This is a genomic window from Paracoccus salsus (assembly GCF_021556615.1).
Taxonomy (GTDB): Bacteria; Pseudomonadota; Alphaproteobacteria; order Rhodobacterales; family Rhodobacteraceae; genus Paracoccus; species Paracoccus salsus.
Genome location: NZ_JAKGGD010000002.1, coordinates 30,747 through 53,245 on the forward strand (window position 1 = coordinate 30,747; position 22,499 = coordinate 53,245).

General features: G+C 65.4%; 18 protein-coding genes and 1 tRNA gene. 4 read left to right on the plus strand and 15 right to left on the minus strand.

The annotated features are described in order from the left end of the window. Positions 1-84 precede the first annotated feature (84 nt). Genes guaD through xdhA form a run of 4 tightly spaced genes read right to left on the minus strand, consistent with a single transcriptional unit; the run spans position 85 to position 5,856 of the window. The gene (guaD, locus tag L1965_RS03480) at positions 85-1,368 is read right to left on the minus strand and encodes a guanine deaminase (protein ID WP_235755028.1); all 1,284 of its coding nucleotides are present in this window, start codon (positions 1,366-1,368) and stop codon (positions 85-87) included. Then, positions 1,356-2,099: a xanthine dehydrogenase accessory protein XdhC gene (gene xdhC, locus L1965_RS03485; RefSeq protein ID WP_235755029.1), complete on the minus strand. Its 744-nt coding sequence runs from the start codon at positions 2,097-2,099 to the stop codon at positions 1,356-1,358. Before xdhC ends, guaD begins: the two co-directional genes overlap by 13 nt. Beyond that, on the minus strand, positions 2,096-4,402 hold the full coding sequence (xdhB, locus tag L1965_RS03490; RefSeq protein WP_235755030.1) for a xanthine dehydrogenase molybdopterin binding subunit: 2,307 nt from the start codon (positions 4,400-4,402) through the stop codon (positions 2,096-2,098). The genes xdhC and xdhB overlap by 4 nt, the downstream gene beginning before the upstream one ends. Before the next feature lie 2 nt (positions 4,403-4,404). After that, positions 4,405-5,856: a xanthine dehydrogenase small subunit gene (gene xdhA, locus L1965_RS03495; protein ID WP_235755031.1), complete on the minus strand. Its 1,452-nt coding sequence runs from the start codon at positions 5,854-5,856 to the stop codon at positions 4,405-4,407. 111 nt (positions 5,857-5,967) lie between these two features. On the opposite strand from xdhA, the gene L1965_RS03500 reads away from it, so the two are divergent. Continuing rightward, on the plus strand, positions 5,968-6,861 hold the full coding sequence (locus L1965_RS03500) for a LysR family transcriptional regulator (RefSeq protein WP_235755032.1): 894 nt from the start codon (positions 5,968-5,970) through the stop codon (positions 6,859-6,861). Positions 6,862-6,897: 36 nt separating this feature from the next. Here the strand turns inward: L1965_RS03500 and L1965_RS03505 are convergent, their stop codons facing one another. From L1965_RS03505 to bhcA, 9 genes are all read right to left on the minus strand, one after another. After that, positions 6,898-8,304 carry a PepSY-associated TM helix domain-containing protein gene (locus L1965_RS03505; protein ID WP_235755033.1) on the minus strand — a complete coding sequence of 469 codons (1,407 nt, stop codon included), beginning with the start codon at positions 8,302-8,304 and terminating at the stop codon, positions 6,898-6,900. Positions 8,305-8,433: 129 nt separating this feature from the next. Beyond that, positions 8,434-8,796 carry a DUF2946 family protein gene (locus L1965_RS03510; protein WP_235755034.1) on the minus strand — a complete coding sequence of 121 codons (363 nt, stop codon included), beginning with the start codon at positions 8,794-8,796 and terminating at the stop codon, positions 8,434-8,436. Between the two features lie 59 nt (positions 8,797-8,855). Further along, positions 8,856-10,109 carry a urate hydroxylase PuuD gene (locus tag L1965_RS03515; RefSeq protein ID WP_241865422.1) on the minus strand — a complete coding sequence of 418 codons (1,254 nt, stop codon included), beginning with the start codon at positions 10,107-10,109 and terminating at the stop codon, positions 8,856-8,858. A gap of 3 nt (positions 10,110-10,112) precedes the next feature. Continuing rightward, positions 10,113-10,466: a hydroxyisourate hydrolase gene (gene uraH / locus L1965_RS03520; RefSeq protein ID WP_235755035.1), complete on the minus strand. Its 354-nt coding sequence runs from the start codon at positions 10,464-10,466 to the stop codon at positions 10,113-10,115. Between the two features lie 183 nt (positions 10,467-10,649). Beyond that, the gene (locus L1965_RS03525) at positions 10,650-12,116 is read right to left on the minus strand and encodes a uracil-xanthine permease family protein (protein ID WP_235755036.1); all 1,467 of its coding nucleotides are present in this window, start codon (positions 12,114-12,116) and stop codon (positions 10,650-10,652) included. Positions 12,117-12,158: 42 nt separating this feature from the next. After that, positions 12,159-13,121 (minus strand): iminosuccinate reductase BhcD, encoded by a 963-nt coding sequence (gene bhcD / locus L1965_RS03530; RefSeq protein WP_235755037.1) that lies wholly within the window; start codon positions 13,119-13,121, stop codon positions 12,159-12,161. Beyond that, positions 13,121-14,284, minus strand: coding sequence for a 3-hydroxy-D-aspartate aldolase BhcC (gene bhcC, locus L1965_RS03535; protein WP_235755038.1), 1,164 nt, complete (start codon positions 14,282-14,284; stop codon positions 13,121-13,123). Before bhcC ends, bhcD begins: the two co-directional genes overlap by 1 nt. Positions 14,285-14,295: 11 nt before the next feature. Continuing rightward, entirely contained in the window at positions 14,296-15,258 is a 963-nt protein-coding gene (gene bhcB / locus L1965_RS03540; protein ID WP_235755588.1) for a beta-hydroxyaspartate dehydratase BhcB, read from the minus strand. Beyond that, positions 15,258-16,448 carry an L-aspartate--glyoxylate aminotransferase BhcA gene (gene bhcA / locus L1965_RS03545; protein WP_235755039.1) on the minus strand — a complete coding sequence of 397 codons (1,191 nt, stop codon included), beginning with the start codon at positions 16,446-16,448 and terminating at the stop codon, positions 15,258-15,260. Before bhcA ends, bhcB begins: the two co-directional genes overlap by 1 nt. A 187-nt stretch (positions 16,449-16,635) precedes the next feature. Between bhcA and bhcR the strand changes: the two genes are divergently transcribed. Continuing rightward, positions 16,636-17,436 carry an HTH-type transcriptional regulator BhcR gene (gene bhcR / locus L1965_RS03550; RefSeq protein ID WP_235755040.1) on the plus strand — a complete coding sequence of 267 codons (801 nt, stop codon included), beginning with the start codon at positions 16,636-16,638 and terminating at the stop codon, positions 17,434-17,436. A 72-nt stretch (positions 17,437-17,508) separates the two neighbouring features. Here the strand turns inward: bhcR and L1965_RS03555 are convergent, their stop codons facing one another. Next, positions 17,509-18,810 carry an NCS2 family permease gene (locus L1965_RS03555; RefSeq protein ID WP_235755041.1) on the minus strand — a complete coding sequence of 434 codons (1,302 nt, stop codon included), beginning with the start codon at positions 18,808-18,810 and terminating at the stop codon, positions 17,509-17,511. A gap of 223 nt (positions 18,811-19,033) precedes the next feature. Here L1965_RS03555 and puuE point away from each other — a divergent pair, with 223 nt between their 5' ends. Both puuE and L1965_RS03565 read left to right on the plus strand, forming a co-directional pair. Beyond that, positions 19,034-20,440 (plus strand): allantoinase PuuE, encoded by a 1,407-nt coding sequence (puuE, locus tag L1965_RS03560; protein WP_235755042.1) that lies wholly within the window; start codon positions 19,034-19,036, stop codon positions 20,438-20,440. Further along, positions 20,437-21,330: a bifunctional allantoicase/(S)-ureidoglycine aminohydrolase gene (locus tag L1965_RS03565; RefSeq protein WP_235755043.1), complete on the plus strand. Its 894-nt coding sequence runs from the start codon at positions 20,437-20,439 to the stop codon at positions 21,328-21,330. Before puuE ends, L1965_RS03565 begins: the two co-directional genes overlap by 4 nt. A 1,091-nt stretch (positions 21,331-22,421) precedes the next feature. On the opposite strand, the gene L1965_RS03570 is transcribed toward L1965_RS03565, so the two are convergent. Continuing rightward, positions 22,422-22,497 (minus strand) — tRNA-Phe (locus L1965_RS03570). Positions 22,498-22,499: the final 2 nt, after the last annotated feature.

Genomic DNA, 22,499 nt, shown 5'->3' on the forward strand with positions numbered 1-22,499 from the left:
GTCGCAAGGGCCACCGGCCCTCATTGTTCAAAGGGATAGCCGATGGGCCGCCATCCGCCAAGAGTCAGGCGTGCGGGATTTGACCTAAAGCGGCGCCTTCATCGGCCGCCCGGCGACATAAGTCTGCGCGATGGCGCGGTCGTCGCCCATGATCTGCAGGATGAACAGCTCTTCCGCCAGCGTCTCGGCCCGCTCGGCACGCAGCGCCATCGCGGGCGTGGCGCGCATGTCCAGCACCACCAGATCCGCGTCGCTGCCCGGCGCCAGCGTGCCGATCCGATCGGCCATTCCCAGCACAACGGCGTTGCCCCGCGTGGCCCAGTGGAAGGCGGTCAGCGGATGCAGCTTCTGGCCGCGCAGTTGCAGGATCTTGTAGCCCTCGTTCAGGGTCTGCAGCATCGAATAGCTGCTGCCGCCCCCGACATCCGTGGCGATGCCGCTGGTGACGCCCGCGGCGCGCAACCCGGCCTCGTCGAACAGCCCCGATCCCAGAAACAGGTTCGAGGTCGGGCAGAACACCGCGCGGCTGCCGGTCTCGGCCATCCGGGCGATCTCGCGATCGCGCAGATGGATGCAGTGGCCCAGCAGAAGCCGTTCGGACAAGAGCCCGTAGGTTTCGTAAACATCCAGGTAATCCCGCGCCCCCGGATACAGGCTCAGGGTAAATTCGATCTCGGCCAGGTTCTCGCTCAGATGGGTCTGGATGTGGCAGTCGGGATGTTCGCGCGCAAGCTGGCCGGTCGCCCGCATCTGCTCGGGCGTCGAGGTGATCGCAAAGCGCGGCGTGATCGCGTAGCGTTGCCGGCCGCGACCGTGCCAGGCGTCGATCAGCCGCTTGCTGTCGTCGTAGCCCTGCTGCGCGGTATCCTGGACCTCGGGGATGGCGTTGCGGTCCATCAGCACCTTGCCCGCCACCACCGCCATGCTGCGCGCCTCGGCGGCGGCGAACAGCGCCTCGACCGAGTTGGCATGAACCGAACAGAAGGCGACGGCGGTGGTCGTGCCATGCGCGGTCAACTGGTCGAGGAACAGCCCGGCCATGCGGGTGGCGTGATCGGGATCGGCGAAGCGCGCCTCTTCGGGGAAAGTATAGGTGTTCAGCCAGTCCAGCAGTTGCGCGCCCCAGCTGGCGATCACCTGCACTTGCGGGAAATGGATATGCGGGTCGATGAAGCCCGGCAGGATCAGGTGCGGACGGTGATCGATCACCGTCAGGTCCGGGCGCGCGAGGCGGGCGTAGTCATCCACCGCGACGATCCGGCCATCCTCGATCAGGATCGCCCCGTCCTCGATATGGCGGTGGTTGTCCTCGGTCAGGGCCGGATCGGCGTGAAAGTCGAGCACGCGGCCGCGGATCAGCTGTTGCATGGGGCTCTTTTCGATGACGAGGAGGTTGCGGTCAGCCGCGCGATCAGTTCGGCGGCGGTGGTCGCTGCGATCACGGCGGGACGCTTGTCTCGGGCAGGGCCCGCGCCGATCGGGCAGATCAGCGGCCCGGTATCGACACCACGCGCCTCTGCGAAGCGCAGGAACTGGGCGCGTTTGGTCCGGCTGCCGATCATCCCGACATAGGCAAGATCGCCGCGCGTCAGCGCCTCGGCCGCCAGCAGGAAGTCAAGCGCGTGGTCATGCGTGACGATGACCACGGCACTGCCTGGCCGGGCGGCGCGGATCAGGGCCTCGGGCAACGGGGTCAGGCGGGTCTTGACGCCCGGCGCCGCCTGAGCCAGTTCCTCGGGCCGGGAATCGATCAGCGCCGTGCGGACCGGCAACGGATGCAGCGCCAGCGCCAGCGCGCGGCCGACATGCCCGGCGCCGAAGATCAGCACATCGGGACGATCCTCGGGGGTCGGTCCCTTCCGGTCCAGATGCAGCCGCACCCGGCCGCCGCAGCATTGGCCGATCTCGGGGCCGAGGGGAATGTCCATGTCCGCCTCGGCCTCGTTCCGGGCCAGCATCTGCCGGGCGCGGTCGATCGCCATGTATTCCAGCTGGCCACCGCCGATCGTGCCGGTCACGCGATCGGGACCGACAAACATCTCGGCGCCCGCGTCGCGAGGGGTCGAGCCCTTCGCCGATATGACGCGGACCCGGATCATCCCCGCAGCCGGTTCACGGCCGCCAGAACCCGTTCGGGTGTGGCGGGTGCGTCCAGCCGTGCCGCCTCGCGATACCCGGCGACCGAGGCCACCGCCATGTTGATCGCCTCGAAGACCGAGATGCCCAGCATGAAAGGCGGCTCGCCCACGGCCTTGGACCGCTTGATGGTGCGCTCGCTGTTCTCGGACCAGTCGGCCAGCCGGACATTGAAGACGCGCGGCCTGTCCGAGGCCAGCGGGATCTTGTAGGTCGATGGCGCATGGGTCCGCAACCGGCCCTTGTCGTCCCACCACAGCTCTTCGCAGGTCAGCCATCCGGCACCCTGGACAAAGGCGCCCTCGATCTGACCCTTGTCGATTGCCGGGTTCAGCGAGCGGCCGACATCATGCAGCACATCGGTCCGGTCGATGATATATTCCCCGGTCAGCGTATCGACCGACACCTCGGAGACCGCCGCACCATAGGCGAAATAGTAGAACGGTCGGCCCTTGCCTGTCGCCCGATCCCAGTGGATCTTCGGCGTCTTGTAGAAACCCGCCGCAGACAGGTGGATCCGCGCCATGTAGGCCGCCGCGATCACCTGATCGAAGGGGATGTCCTGCCCGCCCGCCCGGACATGGCCGGGCACGAAGGACACTTCGTCACGCGGCGCCTGCCAGCGTTCGGCAACGAAATCGATCAGCCGGGCCTTGATCTGCTCGGCCGCGTCCAGCGCCGCCATGCCGTTCAGGTCGGTGCCCGATGACGCCGCCGTGGCCGAGGTGTTCGGCACCTTTTCGGTCGTCGTGCGGGTGATCTTGATGCGGCCGATGTCGCATTGGAACGCCTCGGCCACGACCTGCGCGACCTTGGTGTTCAGCCCCTGCCCCATCTCGGTTCCGCCATGGTTCAGCGCGATCGAGCCGTCGGAATAGATGTGGATCAACGATCCGGCCTGATTGTACCAGGTGGCGGTAAAGCTGATGCCGAATTTCACCGGCGTCAGCGCGATGCCCTTGCGGATCACGCCGCCTCTGGCGTTCCAGTCCAGCACCGCCTGACGGCGGGCGTGGTAATCGCTGCTGGCCTCGAGTTCCTCGAAGATGCGCGGCAGGATCTGGTCCTCGACCTGTTGGTGATAGGGGGTCAACTGGCCGTTCCGATACAGGTTCAGCTTGCGGATCTCCAGCGGATCGCGGCCAAGCGCATAGCCGATCTCCTCGACGATGCGTTCCGCCACGATCACCCCCTGCGGGCCGCCAAAGCCCCGAAAGGCGGTGTTGCTGACCGTGTTGGTGCGCATCGGATGGCTGCGCAGTTCGACATCGGGGTAGAAATAGGCGTTGTCGGCATGAAACAGCGCCCGGTCGGTGACAGGGCCAGAGAGGTCGGCGGAAAAGCCGCAGCGCGCAAACCAGTCGCCCGAAACGGCGAGGATGCGGCCTTCATCGTCAAAGCCGACCTCGTAATCGACAACGAAATCATGTCGCTTGCCGGTCGCGATCATGTCGTCGTCGCGGTCGGGGCGGATCTTGACGGCGCGGTTCCAGCGTTTCGCGGCGACGGCGGCCACGCAGGCGAACAGGTTCATCTGCGTTTCCTTGCCGCCGAATCCGCCGCCCATGCGCCGCACATTCACGACCACCGAATGGCTGGGCACGCCCAGCACATGGGCGACCATGTGCTGCACCTCGGTCGGATGCTGGGTCGAGACGTCGAGGACCACGTCCTCATCCTCGCCCGGCACCGCCACGGCGATCTGGCCTTCCAGATAGAAGTGGTCCTGACCGCCAATCTCGAAACGGCGCTTGATCCGGCGCGGTGCCCTGTCCATGGCCGAGGCCGGGTCGCCACGCCGCAAGGTCAGCGGATCGGTGACATAACCGTGTCCGGCATCGCGCGCGGCGACAGGGTCCAGGGCATGGGGCAGCGCCTCATAGTCGATCCTTGCCTTGTGCGCGCCCCTGCGGGCCTGGTCGCGGGTCTCGGCGATCACCGCGAAAACCGGCTGGCCCCAGAAATGCACCTCGTCCTCGGCAAAGACCGGGTCGTCATTCCTGCCGGCCGGTGAGACGTCGTTGACGCCCGGCAGGTCCCTGGCGGTCAACACCCCCAGCACGCCTGGCTGTGCCAGCGTGTCGGTGAAATCCATGGCCGTAATCCGGCCATGCGCGCATTGCGACAGGCCCAGACAGGCATGGATCAGGCCCGCTGGCTCGGACATGTCGTCGGTGTATTCGGCCCGTCCGGTGACATGCTTGATGGCGCTGTCATGGATCGTGTCACCATGGGCGAGGCCGCGGATGCTGGTATCGTCCTTCATGCTCATGCCTCCACCGCATGGCTCAGCCGGACCGGCAGCCCGGGTGCGGAATTCTCCAGCCAGAAGCGCCTGAACAGGTTCGCAGCGACCGCGCTGCGGTATTCGGCGCTGGCCCGCCAGTCGGAGAGCGGCTTGAAATCCTCGGCCACGGCGCGCGCGGCGGCATCAAAGCTTTCCGCCGCGAAGGGCTGGCCGTTCAGCGCGGCCTCGGCCCGGGCTGCCCGCTTCGGGGTCGCCGCCATGCCGCCAAAGGCGATGCGCGCATCGGTGATCCGGTCGCCCTCGACCGTCACGCAGAAGCCGGCCGCGACCGCCGAGATGTCGCTGTCGCGGCGCTTGCTGATCTTGTAGGCCGCGATCCGCGCGTCTTGCCGGACCGGCATGATGACCCGCTCGACGAATTCGCCCGGCGCGCGGTCCTGCTTGCCGTAATCGATGAAGAAATCCTCCAGCGCCACCTCGCGCCGCGCCTTGCCCTTGCGCAGCACGATCCGCGCGCCAAGCGCGATCAGCAGCGGCGGCGTGTCGCCTATGGGCGAGCCATTGGCGATATTGGCACCAATGGTTCCCATGTTGCGGACCTGCCAGCCGCCGATCCGCAACCAGTAGTCGAGGGCGGACGGAACATGTTCGGCGATCAGCGGCGCGGCCTCGCTGTAGGTGACGCCGGCGCCCAGGCGGATCTCGCCATCCCGGACCTCGACATCTTTCATCAGATGCCCGATGAACACCGCCGGAGAGATGTCGCGCATGAATTTCGTCACCCACAGACCGACATCGGTCGCGCCCGCGACGATGGTGGCACTGGGGTGGTCGGCCAGCAGCTCGGCCAGATCATCGACATCGGCCGGAATGATCGCGCGCTGGTCGCCCCGGGTCAGCTCGACCCGCTGGCCCTGCATGTCGCGCAGCCGCGCCGCGACGGTCTCGCGTTCGATCATCAGGGCATCGCGGGCCTGGCCGCCGGCGCGGCCCGCGGCCAGCGCGGCCTTGATGATCGGCTCGTATCCGGTGCAGCGGCACAGATTGCCCTGCAACGCCTCTTCGATCTGGGTCACGCCGGCATCGGGCCTGGTCATCCACAGCCCGTAGAGCGACATCACGATGCCGGGTGTGCAGAACCCGCACTGGCTGCCATGATGCTCGACCATCGCCGCCTGGACCGGATGCAGCCCGCCATCGGGATGCCGCAGATGCTCCACGGTGACGACATGACAGCCATGGCACGACGCCAGAAAGCGGATGCAGGCATTGATCGGTTCGTACACAAGCCCCCGGTCGGTCAGCCGGCCCATCAGGACGGTGCAGGCCCCGCAATCGCCCTCGGCACAGCCTTCCTTGGTGCCGGTCAGGCGGCGGGCAATGCGCAGATGATCCAGCAGCGTATCGGATGCGCCAACTTCGGTCAGGCGAATTTCCCGATCGTTCAGCAGAAACCGCAGCTCGGGCGTCATGGCAATCCTCCTGGCTGTGAACCCTTCCACACGTTAGGCTGGAAAAAGAGATTGCGAAATCGGTGACCACACGGAAGACTTTACACGAAGCATTGAAAGCGGCCCAGCAACATGTCCTATCTGGAAAGCCTGCGCGTCTTCGTGCGCGTCGTCGAACTGGGCTCGATCACGGCGGGCGGAAGGGATCTGCGGCTGTCGCCGGCCGTGGCCTCGAACCGTATCAAGGATCTTGAAAATCGCTTCGGCGTGCGGCTGTTGAACCGCACCACCCGCAAGCTGACCGCGACCGAGATCGGACGCGCCTTCTATGACCATGCGCGCCGCGTCATCGACACGCTGGACGAGGCCGAGGCGCTGGTCAGCAGCTTTTCGGGCAAGCCGCAGGGGGTAATCCGGCTGACCGCGCCGCTGGGGCTGGGTCGACGGCTGATCGCGCCTTTGATCCCGCCGTTCTGCGCGGCCAATCCCGGCGTGGACGTGCGCCTTCGCCTGTCGGATCGCAACGTGAATATCGTCGAGGATGCCATTGATCTGGCTTTCTTTCTGGGCGAACCGGCCGATTCCGCGCTGAAGTGGCGCAAGATCGCCGACGCGCCGCGCGTGCTGGTCGCCTCGCCCGGATATCTGGCCGCCCATGGCACGCCCAGGAAGCCCGACGATCTGACCGGCCACAACTGCCTGCTGCTGCGATACCCGCGCAGCCCCGAATATTTCTGGGTCCTGCAGACCGAGGAAGGGCACCAGAAGATGATGGTGACCGGACGCTATGATACCGATGACGGCGACGTGCTGCGAAGCTGGGCCCTTGGCGGACACGGGATCGCGAACCGGCCGCTTTACGAGGTGGCGGAGGATCTGCGCACCGGGCAGCTTGTGAATGTCCTGCCCGATAGCCCGCCGCTGCCGGCGCAGTTCGGTTGCCTGACGCCGCATCGCAGGTTGCAGGATCCCAAGGTCCGCATGTTCGCGGATTTCGCGGTTCGCGAGTTGAAGAAGGTGTTCTAGCCCTGGCCGGGGCGATGACCCCGGCCAGGGCTGGTATCAGCCGAAGGCGCGCTTGATTCCTGGCAGCCGCGACAGCAGCAGCAGATCGGCCAGCAGCACCACGGCCAGTGTCAGCCCCGCCATCGGGAAGGCCAGCGACACGACCAGCCCGACCGCCACGGCGCCTTTCCAGAACGGCATGTCGGCCGGCATCGGCGGCGCAACAAGGCGCACCTGACCGGCGGGGCGGCGCTTCCACCACATCACCATGCCCGACACGCAGAGAAAAATCACCGACAGGCAGAAGACCGTGTTGGCCAGCACGCTCCACAGCCCCAGCGTCCCCATGTGCAGGGCGATGCCCACGGCCATCGCCTTGCCCATCAGCGAATAATCCTGGTAGCGGATATCGGCGAGGATCCTGCCCGAATGACGGTCCACATGAACGACCCGGTCGCCGGTCGGATTTGAGCTGTCCGTGCTCATCGAATCGCGGCTCATCGTCCAGACGCCGGTGTCGGATTGCGGCAGGTTCAGCTGATAGCGGGCGTCATAGCCGATCCGCCGGGCCAGCGCGTCGACGCTGTCCAGATCCACCGGGCCCACGACGCCATCAAGCCCCGCCTCCGATCCCGATGCCGGCATCGGGGTCTGTTCCAGCGCCCAGGGCACTTCCTTGGCGCCATGGTTCATGGTCGCGTGCACGTCGTCGGACAGCGGAATGTTGTCGTATTTCCCCGCCGGAAAGCTGGACCAGGCCTGCACCAGCTTTTCGCCCCAGACGCCCGACCAGGAAAGCCCCGAGATCAGGAAGAACAGCAGAAAGACCGAGATCCAGACGCCGATCGTGGCGTGCAGAGACTTCCACAGCCCGCGCCCGCGCGCCGACAGCCGGGGCACGAAGGCCCGCAGAACGCCGCCCTCGCGTGGCCACCACAGATAGATCCCGGTGGCCAGCAGCACGACGCCAAGCGAGGCGGCGATCTCGATCATCCGGTCGCCGGTCACGCCCAGCATCAGGCTGCCATGAAAGTTGTCGGCCCAGTCATACCAGCCGCTGCGGCGCGGGAACTGGTCCAGAACGGTGGCGCGATAGGGATCGACCACGACCATCTGCGCTGCACCCTCGGCATCGTCGACGCGGAAGATCGCGGCCAGATCCACGGCGCGCGGGGCCACATACTGGATCAGCGTGCCACCCGGAACCGCCGCCAGCGCGGCCTCGGCCTGCGCCGAGACGGCCAGGGCCGATTCGGTCGGAACGACGGCGGTGCGTTCCCCGTCGCGCCCGTCGATCCAGGCGATCCACAGCATCATCATGCCGGTCACGGCAAGGATCAGGAAGAACGGGACGACGAAGATCCCCGCATAGAAATGCCAGCGCCAGGCGGCGCGATACAGTTTTGCGCCACGGCCCGGATCGACCGGGCGGGTGGCGTCGAAATTGCCGTCAGTGATGGCCATCGGGGCCTCCTGCGGCGACAGGTATTGCATGAAGGGTCATCGAAATTCTCCGGTTGCACCATCGACCGCGGCGCGCGGCAGGTGCGGGTTTCGCGTGTCGGTGACGGGACGCGGCCAAGGGCCGCGCGGTCAGGCGCGCGGTGGCGCGCGGGCGAAACGGGTCCGGGACGGGGTCTCGACATGCGCCATGGCGATGTCGGACGGCATGAATGCGGCATGGGCCAGGGCCAGCCAATGCGGCGATGGCGGGGCCAGCGCCCCATCCAGCGCATGGACCAGCAGGCAAAGCGGCTCGTCATGCGAGGGCGCGGGGGCATGATGCGGACCGTGACCGGGTTTCAGGTCAACCCGTTGCATCCCGTGCCCGGTGCAGATCAGCACACTGCGCGCGTTCGACAATCCCAGACCGGCAAGTGCCGCCGACGCTTTCGGCAGAACAACCCCAAGGATAACCCCAAGGACAACCAGCAATCTGAGGATGCGCGCGATCATCGCGAGTCTGTTACCGCGATCTGCGCCTTGCGTTAAGCAAAAAGAATCGTGGCTGGCGGTTACATGCCGGCCAGATCGGCGCCGCCCGCCTGCCGGAACCAGCGGATGACGCGGGCGCGTTCCTCGTCCTCCATGAAGCTGACATTGGCGGGCGGCATGGCGTCGGTCAGCCCCGACTGGACATAGATCTCGCGCGCGGCGCGGGCGATGTCGGCGGGGGTTTCGAGAAAGACCCCTTTCGGTGCGTGATGGATGCCCTCATAGACGGGTTCGCGCGCATGGCACATCGAACAGCGGCCCATGATGACGTCGCTGACATCCTCGAAACCCACGGCATCGGCATAGCGCTGTTCCACCGGCGACAGCGTGCGGGCCTCGGCCTCTTCATAGCGGTCCTGGTTGAGACCCATCGAACTGAGCCACATGATCAGGATGAACAGCACGGTGGTCACCGCCCAGGTCCACCACAGATTCCCCTCGCGGGCATGCATGGTGTTGAAGAAATGCCGGATGGTGACCCCCATCAGGAAGATCAGCGCGGCGATCAGCCAGTTGTATTCGCTGGCGAAGGCCAGCGGGTAATGGTTCGACAGCATCAGGAACACGACCGGCAGGGTCAGGTAGTTGTTATGCGTCGAGCGCAGCTTGGCGATCTTGCCGTATTTCGGATCCGGCGCGCGTCCGGCCTTGAGATCGGCGACCACGATGCGCTGGTTGGGCATGATGACCAGAAACACGTTGGCGGTCATGATCGTCGCGGTGAAGGCACCCAGATGCAGCAGCGCGGCACGGCCGGTGAAGACCTGGTCATAGCCCCAGCCCATGATGACCAGCGCCACGAACAGCAGCAGCATCAGGACGGTCGGCGTCTCGCCCAGCCCGGACTTGCACAGCGTGTCATAGATCAGCCAGCCGATCGCCAGCGAACCGCCCGAAATGACGATCGCCTGCCAGATGGCCAGATCCATCTTGGCCGGATCGATCAGATAGAGATTCGCGCCCGCCCAGTAGGTGACCATCAGCAGCGCGGCGCCCGACAGCCAGGTGGCATAGCTTTCCCATTTGAACCAGGTCAGGTGCTCGGGCATGCGCTCGGGCGCGACCAGATATTTCTGGATGTGATAGAAGCCGCCACCATGGACCTGCCATTCCTCGCCATGCGCGCCCATGGGCATGTTCGGAGCCTTGGTCAGGCCCAGATCCAGCGCGACGAAATAGAAGGACGAGCCGATCCAGGCGATGGCGGTGATGACATGCAGCCAGCGGGTTGCAAAGGCCAGCCATTCCCAGATGACGACATAATCGGGGATCATCGCTCAACTCCCGCGATAGGTCGAGAATCCGAACGGCGAGATCAGCAGCGGCACGTGATAATGGTCCTGCTGCGACATGCCGAAGCGGATCGGGATGATGTCGAGGAAACGCGGGCTCTCGGCCGGCACGCCGCTGGCGTCCATCCAGGCGCCGGCGTGGAATTCCAGCTCGTAGGTGCCGGTCCGGAACTCTGCCTCGGGCAGGATCTGCCGGTCCGTGCGGCCGTCCGCGTTGGTGCGCAGTCGCGCAAGCTCGGTCCGCTGGCCCTCGTGCAACCTGAAAAGCACCACCTCCATGCCTTCGGCAGGTCGCCCACGCGCGGTGTCCAGAACATGTGTCGTCAGGTATCCTGGCATCCTCGATCCCTCCTGATTATCCCTGTTTCATTGATAACCGATCCTCGCGCGCACGCGAGAGGCGCGGATCGCAAGGCAGTCTCAAGCGGTGGTGTATAATCGGCCCTGTCACCGCGGAATGCCAAAGGGGGCAGCCGCGCTGCCCCCCCCCCCTTTCATGTCGTGATCGCCACGCAGGCCGCATCAATGCCGGGTTCCGCCTTCCCGCAATCCCGCGCCGTGCCCCTGAAGCCCGCCCGAGACTTCCTCGGTCGATTCCTCGGCCAGTGCTTCGGGCAGCACCAGGTTCAGGATGATGGCGATCAGCGCCGCCGGCAGGATGCCCGACGCACCCAGGATGCGCAGCGTATCGGGCAGATGCTGCAACGCGTCGGGTTGGCCCGCCCCGGTGCCCATCGCCTCAAGCTGAAGGCCCAGCCCGACCGACAGCGCGACCGCGAAGATGACCATGTTGCGCCGGTTCCAGATCACGTCCGACAGCATCGAGATGCCAGAAGCCACGACCATGCCGAACATCACGATGACACCGCCGCCCAGGACCTCGATCGGTATGGTGAGGATGACACCGCCGATCTTCGGCACGAGGCCGCAGACGATTAGGAAGGCGGCGCCGATCGTGACGACGTGACGGCTCATCACCCCGGTCATGGCGATCAGCCCGACATTCTGGCTGAACGATGTGTTGGGCAGACCCCCAAAGACACCGGCGATGGCCGTGCCGACCCCGTCGGCATAGGTCGCCCCGGTGATCTCCTTGTCGGTCGCCTCGCGGCCAGCGCCGCCCTTGGTGATCCCCGACACGTCGCCGACCGTCTCGACCGCCGACACGAAGGCCATCAGGCAGAAGCCGATCACGGCCGCCATGGTAAACTCGAACCCGTATTTGAAGGGCACGGGCAGGGCGAACGCCGCGGCATTCTCCCAGCTGCCGGTGATCGCCGCGACCGGCAGCTTTCCGACCGCCATGCAGTAGAAATAGCCGACCAGGATGCCGATCAGCACCGCCGAGATGGACAGCATGCCGCGCGCAAAGAATTTCAGCCCCAGCGTCACGAAGATCACCACAAGCGCCGCCGACCAGCTGGCAAGATCACCATAGGCGGCCGAGCCCTGCGCCTTCAGCGGCACGCCGCCCGCCGCATATTCGATGCCCACCTTGACCAGCGCCAGGCCGATCATCATCACCACAAGCCCGGTGACCAGCGGCGGCAGGGCGAAGCGGATCTTGCCGATCACCGTCCCCAGCGCGGCGTGGAAGATGCCCCCGATCAGCACGCCCGCGAACAGCGCGGCCAGGCCATCGACACCCTTGCCCGCAACCAGCGGGATCATGATCGGGATGAAGGCGAACGAGGTGCCCTGCACGATCGGCAGCTTGGCGCCAACCGGACCGATGGTCAGCGACTGGAAAAGCGTCGCGACGCCTGCAAAAAGCATCGACATCTGGATCAGATACAGCAGTTCCGGGAAATCAGGGCTGTTTGACCCGAAGCCGAATCCGGCCGCACCCGCAACGATGATGGCCGGCGTCACATTGGACACGAACATGGCCAGAACATGCTGGATCCCCAGCGGCACCGCCTTCCACAGCGGCGGCATGTAATCGGGATCACGCAGTTGTTCCGGCGTGCCGATGCTTGAAGAAGTCATCACCCTATCCTCCCCTTGGTGATATGCGCCCGCAGGCATCGCTCAGATCGGCACATCGATTGCGATTCCCGCCTCGATTGCCCGCTGAACGACGCTGCCGGCCACGGCGAGGTCCTGAAGACCGACGCCCGTGCCGTCAAAAATCGTGACTTCCGCATCGCCGCGTCCCTCGTGATCGCCGATGATAACCCGGCCTATCGCGATGACATCGCTTTCGGAAATCGCTTTCTGCGCCGCGGCATGCTGGAATTCACCGATGCTGACCGATTGGGCAACCTCATCGGTGAAAAGCCGGGCACGTCCGACCAGCGCCGGGTCAAGTTCCTGCTTGCCTCTGGTGTCGGTGCCCATCGCGGCGATATGGGTCCGACCGGTCACATGCCCGTCCATGAGCAGCGGCGAGAACGCCGAGGTGATCGAGATGATCACGTCGGCATCGGCCCCCAGCCGGTCCAGTTCGACCGCCTCGAAGGGCAGGTCCAGATCGGCGGCGGTCTCGGCCAGGCGGGTCAGCATCTCGGGATGCGGGTTCCAGCCGATGACCTTTTCAAAGCCTCCCAGCCGCGCGGCGGCGCGCATCTGGAAGGCGGATTGATGCCCCGCGCCGATCATGCCCAGCACCTTCGCGCCCCTGGGCGCCAGATGCCTGATCGAGACGGCGCTGGCGGCGGCCGTACGCAACGCCGTCAGCAGGTTGCCTCCGACCGCTGCCGCGAGACGCCCGGTATCGGGATCGAACAGGAAGACCGTGGACTGGTGATTGATCAGCCCGTGCTTCTGGTTGTTCGGCCAGTAGCCACCCGCCTTCAGCCCCAGATTCAGCGCCGCCTTGTCGAAACCGCCCTTGAAGCCATACAGCGCATCCTCGTATCCGATCGCCTCACGGACCACCGGGAAATTGCGGGCGTCGCCCTTGGCCATCGAGGCAAAGACCGCCTCGACCGCATCGAATGCCGCCTCGGGCGTCATAAGCCCGGCGATTTCCGTCTCGGGAACGACCCACATCAGTAGGCCTTCCCGCGCGCGCTGACCGGCCACAGCGTTTCGACCTTGCCGTTCCGCACGCCGACATACCAGTCATGGACATTGCAGGTCGGGTCGCAATGACCCGGCACCAGCCGCAGCTTGTCATTCACCTTCAGCACGCCCTGCGGGTCGTCGATGACGCCATGCTCGTCGCTGCACTTGACGTATTTCACGTCCTCGCGGCCATGGATGAACGGCAGGCCGCTATCGACCGACTGCGCCTTGAGGCCGGCGTCGCAAATCGCCTTGTCGGCTTTCGCGTGGCTCATGACCGAGGTCAGGATGAACAGCGCGTTTTCCCATTCGCCCTGGTCGATACGGTTGCCGTCCTTGTCCAGGATGCGCCCGTAATCGGCGTCCATGAAAGCGTAGCTGCCGCACTGCAATTCGTTGTAAACGCCCGAATTGCTTTCGAAATAGTAGCTGCCGGTGCCACCGCCCGAAACCAGTTCCGGCTCCAGTCCGGCCTCTTTCAGCGCGTCAACGGCCTCTTGAACCTGGGCGATGGCCGCGTCGAGTTTTGCCTTGCGGTCCTCATAGCTGTCCATGTGCTGCATGGCGCCCTGATAGGCCTGGATTCCGGTGAATTTCAGCCCCGGCGCCGCATCGGTGGCACGGGCGATCTCGACCACCGCCTCGGCGGTCTTGACGCCGCAGCGACCCGCGCCGCAGTCGATTTCGACGAAGACCTCAAGCTGGGTGCCGTGCTTTTCGGCGGCCGCCGACAGGTCGGCCACGTTCGCCACGTCGTCCACGCAGACGATGATGCGCGAGCCATGTTTGGGCAATTGCGCCAGACGGTCGATCTTCTTCGGGTCGCGGACCTGGTTGCTGACGAGCACGTCCTTGATGCCGCCGCGCACGAAGACCTCGGCCTCGCTGACCTTCTGACAGCAGACGCCGACCGCGCCGCCCAGGGATTCCTGCAATTTCTGCACATCGACCGATTTGTGCATCTTGCCGTGGCTGCGATGGCGCATCCCGTGGGCCCTGGCGTAATCGCCCATTTTCCTGATGTTGCGTTCCAGCGCATCCAGGTCGAGGATCAGGCACGGGGTCTGGATGTCCTTTTCGTCCATTCCCGGCAGCGCGGGCACGTCGAAGCCGACTTCCAGCCCTTCAAAGGTGGTCGGTGCGTTCATGATGCCTCTCCTCAGGTCCAGGGCAGCGTGTCGAGATCGACATTGCCGCCGGTGATGATGATGCCGACGCGCTTGCCGGCGAATGCGTCGCGGTTCTTCAGGATCGTGGCCAGAGGCACGGCGCTGCTGGGTTCCATCACCACGCGCAGATGCTTCCAGGTCAGTTTCATCGCGTCGATGATGTCCTGTTCCGTGGCGGTATAGATCTCGGACACGTGGTTGCTGACGAAATGCCAGGTCAGATCCTTCAGCGGCACCAGCAGCCCGTCCGCGATGGTTTTCGGGGCGTCGTCCGCGATGATGTGACCGGCCTTGAAGCTGCGATAGGCGTCATCGGCCTGCTCGGGTTCGGCCGCGATCACTTTGGTTTCGGGCGCCAGGGTGGACAGCGTCAGGCAGGTGCCCGAGATCATGCCGCCGCCGCCGATCGGGGCCACGACCATGTCCAGCCCGTCGGTCTGTTCGATGAACTCCCTGGCACAGGTGCCCTGCCCCGCGATCACGCGCGGATCATTGTAGGGGTGGACGAAATCGCCGCCGGTTTCGGCCTGCACCCTGGCGAAGGTCTCTTCGCGCGATGAGGTCGAGGGATCGCATTCGGTGATCTTGCCCCCATAGCGCGCGACCGTATCCTTCTTGGCTTGCGGGGCCGTGCGCGGCATCACCACGTTGCAGGGAATCCCGCGCCGCATGGCCGCATAGGACAGGCAGGACGCATGGTTGCCCGAGGAATGCGTCGCCACGCCCCTGGCCGCCTGCGCCTCGTCCAGCCCGAAGACCGCATTGCTGGCGCCGCGAACCTTGAACGCCCCCGGCTCCTGGAAATTCTCGCATTTGAAGAACAGCCGAGCGCCGGTCAGATCATCGAGATAATCCGAGGTGCGGATGGGTGTCCGCCGGATATGCGGCTTGATCCGCTTATGCGCGTCCAGCATGTCCTGGTAGGTCGGGATTTGCATCTGGGTGCCCTTCATCACGCGGCGGCCTGCTGGGCGCTGGCGGCGCTTTGGCGATAATGTTCCTGCGCGGCGGCGACACCGCTGCCAAGCGTGACGGGCAGGCCCAGATCGGCCATGACCATTTCCGCCGTGGCGATCCCCGACAGCGCCATCACGTCGGTCAGCATGCCCAGATGCCCGATGCGGAACACCTTGCCGGCGACATCGCCCAGCCCGGTGCCGAAGGCCACGTCATAGGTGTTCAGCGCGTGGCTGACGATCCTGTTGGCATCGAAACCCTCGGGCACCCGGATCGCGCTGACGCTGTCGGAATACAGCTCTGGCCGCCGCGCGCAAAGGCTGAGGCCCCAGGCGTCGACCGCCTTGCGCACGCCTTCGGCGATGCGTTTGTGACGGGCAAAGACGTTCTCGAGCCCCTCGTCCAGCAGCATCTGGCAGGCGACATTCAGCCCGTTCAGCAAGCCGACCGGCGGCGTGTAGGGAAAACCGTTTGCGGCATAGCCCCTGGCCATGTCGCGGATGTCGAAGAAGGTGCGCGGCAGGCTGGCGGTCTCGACCGCCGCCATCGCCTTCGGCGAGAAGCCGACAATGGCCAGACCGGGCGGCAACATGAAGCCCTTCTGGCTGCCGGTGACGGCGATATCGACGCCCCATTCGTCCATGCGGAAATCGTAGCAGGCGATCGAGCTGACGCCGTCCACGAACAGCAGCGCCGGGTGGCCGGCGGCGTCCAGCGCGCGACGGACGGCGCCGATGTCCGATTTTACCCCAGTCGCGGTCTCGTTATGCGTGGCCAGAACGACCTTGATCTCGTGTCCCTTGTCGGCGGCCAGGATTTCCTCGAAACGGTCGGCCGGAACGCCGTCGCCCCATGCCTGCATGACGACCTGCACATCCAGCCCGTGACGCTGGCACATGTCGATCCAGCGCTGGCTGAACATGCCGTTGCGCGTGGCCAGAACCTTGTCGCCCGCCGACAGCGTGTTGGTAATCGCGGTCTCCCAGCCGCCCGTGCCGGTCGAGGGGAACACGAAAACCTGCCCGTCGATGGTCTTCAGCACCTTCTTGACGCCGTCCAGCGCAGGATGAAGGATCTTGCCGAAGACAGGGCTGCGATGGTCGATAGTAGGCATGTCCACGGCCTTGCGCAGCACCTCGGGGATGTTGGTCGGGCCGGGGATGAAAACGGGGTTCTGGCTGGTCATGGCGACTCCTCCTGCGGGTTATTGACGAGATTACGCCCCGCGACACAATGACACAATTTTTCTGGAAACGTTTTCCGATAAGCGGACAGACTCTGGAAAACCGCGTCGAAACATGGGCTTGTGTTTTTCCACTTGCAGCCAGCAATTTTCGCTGGAATCAGGATGCATTGTTAACCGGGGGGATAAAATGGCTGAGCCGCAACGCAAGCGGGGGCGTCCGCGCAGCGCACCGGAAAACGCCGGAACCATTCAGGCGCTGGACAGGGCACTGGACATTCTGGACCTGCTGGCTGCCCATCCCGGCCTGACGCTGTCGGAAGTGGCCGAGAGGATGGAGCAGTCGCCCTCGACCGTGCATCGCGTCCTGCACACGCTGGCCTCACGCGGTGTCGCGGAAAGCGACCCGGCCACCCAGAGCTGGCATATCGGCCCTGCGACCTTCCGGCTGGGATCCGCCTTCATGCGCCGATCGGGTATCGTCGAGCGCGCGCGCCCGATCCTGCGGGCGCTGATGGAACATACCGGAGAGACGGCGAATCTTGGCATTCTGAATGGCGACGCGGTGCTTTTCGTCAGCCAGGCCGAGACACAGGAAACGATCCGCGCCTTCTTTCCGCCCGGCACAAGATCGCCGCTGCATTGCTCGGGGATCGGCAAGGCGCTTCTGGCGTTTGGACGGCCCGAAACGCTAGCCGCGCTGGTCGAGCACACGCCGCTGAAGCGGTTCACCGACAAGACCCTGACCACTGCCGAGGCGCTGAAAGAGGACCTTGCACGCATCCGTCACCGCGGCTTCGCCTTCGACGACGAGGAAAAATCCCGCGGCATGCGCTGCATTGCCGCGCCGGTCTTCGACCTGACGGGAGAAGCGGTCGCCGGCATCAGCGTCAGCGGCCCCAGCCATCGGATCGGACATGAACATGTCAAGACGCTGGGGGCCGTGGTCGCGGCGGCGGCCCAGGATCTGTCGCAGGCGATGGGGGCCTGATGGCCGAACGGGCAGGAACGGCGACGGCCGCCACTCGCGGCGGCTGTCGTCAGGCGTCGGCGCCTGCGCGCATCAATGCCCGCCAAGGAAGCCGAACTTGATCACGAACAGGCCGGCGACGATCCACGTGGCCAGATGCACCTGCCGTGCCTTGCCGGTCAGCAGCTTGATCAGTGCATAGCTGATGAACCCGAAGGCCAGGCCATTGGCGATCGAATAGGTGAACGGCATGGCCAGCGCGGTCAGCACGGCCGGCGCGCTTTCGGTCACGTCGCCCCATTCGATGTCTGCCATTTCGCGAAGCATCAGCGTGGCGACATACAGCAGCGCCGGCGCGGTCGCGTAGGCGGGAACCGATCCGGCCAGCGGCGCAAAGAACATCGCCAGCAGGAACAGCACGGCGACGACCAGCGCGGTCAGTCCGGTGCGCCCGCCCGCCTGCACACCCGACGCGCTTTCGACATAGGCGGTCGTGGACGAGGTGCCCAGCAGCGAACCCGCGGTGATCGCGGTCGAGTCCGCCAGCAAGGCGCGGCCAAGGCCCTTGTTCTTGTGCGCCGGACCTTCGGTCAGCAGGCCGGCGCGCTTGGCGACGCCGATCAATGTGCCGGTTGCATCGAAGACCTCGACCAGCACCATGACCAGGATCACCTGGAAGATGCCGTAGGTCAGCGCACGCGCCAGATCGAGCTGCAGGAAGGTCGGCGCGATCGAGGGCGGCATGGACATGACACCGCCGAACTCGCTGACCCCCAGAAGGATCGCGGCGACTGTGACGACCAGAATGCCGATCAGAATGGCCCCCGTCACCTTCATGGCGTCCAGCGCGATGATGATGAAGAAGCCGGCGATGGTCAGCAATGTGCCCGTTGCCGTCAGATCGCCAAGCGCGATCAGCGTGGCCGGGCTGTCAACCACCAGGCCCGAGCTTTGCATGGCAATGATCGCAAGGAACATGCCGATACCCGCGGCGATTCCGCTGCGCATCGAATGCGGGATGCCGGCGATCAGCCACCGCCGCAGGCCGGTCACCGTCATGATCAGGAAGATCACGCCCGAAATGAACACCGCGCCCAGTGCCTGTTGCCAGGTAAACCCCATCGCCCCGACCACGGTGAACGCGAAAAACGCGTTCAGCCCCATCCCCGGCGCCATGGCGATCGGCCAGTTCGCCCACAGCCCCATGATGGCCGAGCCGATGGCGGCGGCAAGGCAGGTCGCGACGAAGACGGCGTTGCGGTCCATGCCGGTGCTGGACAGGATCTCCGGGTTCACGAAGATGATATAGGCCATCGTCAGGAAGGTGGTGATGCCGGCGATGACCTCGGTCCGGACCGTGCTGCCATGGTCGGACAGCTTGAAGAAGCGTTCCATGAAATTCCTCCGCGCGGCTCTCCTCGGCCGCCATGCGGGAAGGTTAGCGGCGGCCGGTCGATCGCAACAATCAGGCAGAGGCCGGAAGTCTTTCAACGGGCAATTGAAACCGCCGGTGATCTTTGCCGATTCATTGATACAGAATTCTGCTATTCCCGGCTTGCCGGGCAGGCCGGCACGCGGTCTTCTGTTCCCGAACCAGCCACGCCGGAGGACAGGCACGATGCGCTACAGCCGCGACATGCGAGGATATGGCGAAACGACCCCCGACCCGCAATGGCCCGGCGGCGCCAGGATCGCCGTGCAGATCGTCGTGAACTACGAGGAAGGCGGCGAGAACAGCATCGAGCATGGCGACGCCGCCTCCGAGGCGTTCCTGTCCGAGATCATCGGCGCGCAGCCCTGGCCGGGCAAGCGGCATTGGAACATGGAATCGATCTATGATTATGGCGCGCGTTCGGGGTTCTGGCGCCTGCACCGGCTGCTGAAGGACGTCCCGGTGACGGTCTATGGCGTGGCGACGGCGCTCGAGCGCTGCCCCGAACAGGTCGCCGCGATGCAGCAGGCTGGCTGGGAAATCGCCACGCACGGGCTGAAATGGATCGACTACCGCGACATTCCGCGTGAGGTCGAGGCCGAGCATATCGCCCAGGCCATCGCACTGCACACGCGCGTGACCGGAGAGCGGCCCTACGGGTTCTACCAGGGCCGCACCTCGATGAACACGGTCGAGCTGGGCTGCGAGGAAGGCGGCTTTGCCTATCTGGCCGACACGATTGCGGACGAGCTTCCCTACTGGCATGTCCATCAGGGGCGCCCGCAACTGATGGTGCCCTATACGATGGACGCCAACGACATGCGGTTCTCCAGCGGACAGGGCTTCGGCACGGGCACTGACTTCTTCGACTATCTGCGCGACAGCTTCGACATGCTTTATGCCGAAGGACAGGCCGGCGCCCCGAAGATGATGTCGGTCGGACTGCATTGCCGCCTCGCCGGTCGCCCAGGCCGCGCGATGGCGATCCAGCGGTTCCTGGATCATGCGCGCGCGCATGAGGGCGTGTGGTTCGCCAGCCGACTCGACATCGCCCGCCACTGGGCACAGCATCACCCCCATGTCCCGACCGACCGGCCGTCGCAGATGGAGCGCGAGGCGTTCGTCAAACGGTTCGGCGGCATCTATGAACATTCGCCGTTCATCGCCGAACGGGTCTGGGACGCCGAGATGGGCGCCGTCCATGACAGCGCAGCCGGACTGGCAGGGCGCATGGCGCAGGTCTTTCGCAGCGCAAGCGACGCCGAGCGGCTCGGTATTCTGGTGGCGCATCCCGATCTGGCCGGCAAGCTGGCCGCCGCGAAAAGGCTGACGGCGGAAAGCACGCACGAACAGGCCAGTGCCGGCCTCGACGCGCTGACTGATGCCGAACGGGCCGAGTTCACGCGGCTGAACGACGCCTATACCGCCAAGCATGGTTTTCCCTTCATTATCGCCGTCCGCGATCACGACAAGGCCGGCATCCTCGCGGCCATGCAGGCTCGCGTCGAGAACGACACCGCCACCGAGCGCGCCGAGGCCGAACGCCAGGTGATGCGGATCGCCGAACTTCGCCTGAATGAGGTGCTCAAATGAACGACCTGCCCCCCGCCGGTGCCCCGACCGGCGATGTCGCCACCGTCAGGGATGGCCAATCGACCACCGGCCGCTATGCCGGTCCGGTCGCGGGCCTGCCGCCGCAGACCGGCCTGACCACCGACACGGCGGTGTTCACCGAAGCCTACGCCGTCGTGCCCCGAACCGTCATGCGCGACATCGTCACCTCTTACCTGCCCGGCTGGGAGGGCATGCGGATGTGGATGCTGGCCCGCCCCCTGTCCGGCTTCGCCGAGACCTTCAGCCAGTATATCGTCGAACTGGCGGAAGGTGGGGGCTGCGACACCCCGGACGAGGATCCCGAGATCGAACACGCCATGTTCGTTACCGGCGGCACGCTGCGCGTGACCATCGACGGCACCGATCACAGCCTGACGCCCGGCGGCTTCGCCTATGTTCCGCCCGGCATCGAATGGTCGCTGCGGAACGTGACGCCGGGCGAGGCCGGCTTTCACTGGTGGCGCAAGCGGTGGCAACCGGTCAAGGGCGTCAGCCGCCCCGATCCCATCGTCGCCCAGGAACAGGACATCTCGCCCTCGCCCATGCCCGACACCGACGGCGCCTGGGCGACGACGCGCTTCATGAATCCCGCAGATCTGCGCCACGACATGCACATCACCGTCGTGACCTTCAAACCGGGCGGATCGATCCCCTTTGCCGAAACCCATGTGATGGAGCACGGCCTGTTCGTGCTGGAAGGAAAGGCCGTCTACCGCCTCAACCGCGACTGGGTCGAGGTGGGGCCCGGAGACTTCATGTGGCTGCGCGCATTTTGCCCGCAAGCGTGTTATGCGGGCGGTCCCGGTCCGTTCCGCTACCTTCTCTACAAGGACGTCAATCGTCACGCCGCCCTCTGGCCAAATCGCTGAGCGCGGTTCGCATCGCCAGGCCCGTCCTGGCCTGGCGGGGGATCCTGTGTGCCCGCCTGACGGGCGGGCTGCGGATATGCCGGCCAAACCGGGCCCGATGCGCCGACATCAACCGCCGTCCGATGCGGCCGTGGTCTCTCTATCCGATCGCGTCATGGACTGGTTCAGGCGGACATCGCCGGCCTCGCGCATTCCGAACACGCCGGTCGCCCGGACCCTGCCCCGAAGCGGGGATACGTGCCTGAACTGCCCCGTTCTCGCCCCCCCGTCACAGGTCGTCGCCCTGCGTGATCGCCCTCGAAATTCGTGAAACCTGGGATCGTGAAACCTGCCTCGGGCGCAAGACAGGCCTGAAGCCTCGCCCCGCGCGAAGCCCCCAGCCGGCAGCACGACGAAGCGCCGGCCGGGGACGTTCGCGTCCGGCGTCATGCAGCCGGTTCCGAAAGAGACGCAACCGCGAGGTCACGTTATCTGCGGACAGGAGGCTGGCCGCCTTTCGAACTGGGTAGTGATCCCCAAACGTCGCCATGATCCTCGGAGTTCATGGCTGTCTGGGTCAGCAGCCGCGCGTCAGTGGCAAAGCAAGCCTGCAGCGTTTCGTCAAATGCCACGAGATCGTTCTGCCGCCGCCCGGTCGCTCCGGGACCGGCACGAACCGACTTTCGAAACCCGCCCTCGCGTTTCCAACGGCAAACCGTATCGGTCGGCACGCCATGGCGGGCTGCGCCCTCCTCGACTGTCCTGAATGTGGAGATGGAACCAGATACTTCGGTCAATCAATCGGCAGCAATATCATCGTCTCGGGTGAAACACCCGGTCAGCTCCGCAACCCGGTCCGAGCCAGTCCATTGAGCCAATGATCGGTTGGGGTGCTAGACTGTGTCGACCAAAGCTGGATCCTGGAGATCTTGGGTCCGCTTCCGTCAACAGCGGTCTGACCAAAGGCATCGGGCGAAGATCAGGTCCACATCGTGACAGAAGCGGGCGCGTACTGTAGCCCAGAAGTAGCCCAGATGCGTCCGAAACAGAGCCAAGCGCGGGATCAACCAGGCGCCCTGCACGTAAATTTTTCATTTTCAATGGCTTGTAAGTGGTGCCCGGAGACGGATTTGAACCGCCGACACGCGGATTTTCAATCCGCTGCTCTACCAACTGAGCTATCCGGGCGC

Excerpts from the sequence above, each read along its gene's own strand:
- guaD (WP_235755028.1), bottom strand. The coding sequence starts at position 1,368 with ATGCAACAGCTGATCCGCGGCCGCGTGCTCGACTTTCACGCCGATCCG.
- xdhC (WP_235755029.1), bottom strand. The coding sequence starts at position 2,099 with ATGATCCGGGTCCGCGTCATATCGGCGAAGGGCTCGACCCCTCGCGAC.
- xdhB (WP_235755030.1), bottom strand. The coding sequence starts at position 4,402 with ATGAAGGACGATACCAGCATCCGCGGCCTCGCCCATGGTGACACGATC.
- xdhA (WP_235755031.1), bottom strand. The coding sequence starts at position 5,856 with ATGACGCCCGAGCTGCGGTTTCTGCTGAACGATCGGGAAATTCGCCTG.
- L1965_RS03500 (WP_235755032.1), top strand. The coding sequence starts at position 5,968 with ATGTCCTATCTGGAAAGCCTGCGCGTCTTCGTGCGCGTCGTCGAACTG.
- L1965_RS03505 (WP_235755033.1), bottom strand. The coding sequence starts at position 8,304 with ATGGCCATCACTGACGGCAATTTCGACGCCACCCGCCCGGTCGATCCG.
- L1965_RS03510 (WP_235755034.1), bottom strand. The coding sequence starts at position 8,796 with ATGATCGCGCGCATCCTCAGATTGCTGGTTGTCCTTGGGGTTATCCTT.
- L1965_RS03515 (WP_241865422.1), bottom strand. The coding sequence starts at position 10,109 with ATGATCCCCGATTATGTCGTCATCTGGGAATGGCTGGCCTTTGCAACC.
- uraH (WP_235755035.1), bottom strand. The coding sequence starts at position 10,466 with ATGCCAGGATACCTGACGACACATGTTCTGGACACCGCGCGTGGGCGA.
- L1965_RS03525 (WP_235755036.1), bottom strand. The coding sequence starts at position 12,116 with ATGACTTCTTCAAGCATCGGCACGCCGGAACAACTGCGTGATCCCGAT.
- bhcD (WP_235755037.1), bottom strand. The coding sequence starts at position 13,121 with ATGTGGGTCGTTCCCGAGACGGAAATCGCCGGGCTTATGACGCCCGAG.
- bhcC (WP_235755038.1), bottom strand. The coding sequence starts at position 14,284 with ATGAACGCACCGACCACCTTTGAAGGGCTGGAAGTCGGCTTCGACGTG.
- bhcB (WP_235755588.1), bottom strand. The coding sequence starts at position 15,258 with ATGAAGGGCACCCAGATGCAAATCCCGACCTACCAGGACATGCTGGAC.
- bhcA (WP_235755039.1), bottom strand. The coding sequence starts at position 16,448 with ATGACCAGCCAGAACCCCGTTTTCATCCCCGGCCCGACCAACATCCCC.
- bhcR (WP_235755040.1), top strand. The coding sequence starts at position 16,636 with ATGGCTGAGCCGCAACGCAAGCGGGGGCGTCCGCGCAGCGCACCGGAA.
- L1965_RS03555 (WP_235755041.1), bottom strand. The coding sequence starts at position 18,810 with ATGGAACGCTTCTTCAAGCTGTCCGACCATGGCAGCACGGTCCGGACC.
- puuE (WP_235755042.1), top strand. The coding sequence starts at position 19,034 with ATGCGCTACAGCCGCGACATGCGAGGATATGGCGAAACGACCCCCGAC.
- L1965_RS03565 (WP_235755043.1), top strand. The coding sequence starts at position 20,437 with ATGAACGACCTGCCCCCCGCCGGTGCCCCGACCGGCGATGTCGCCACC.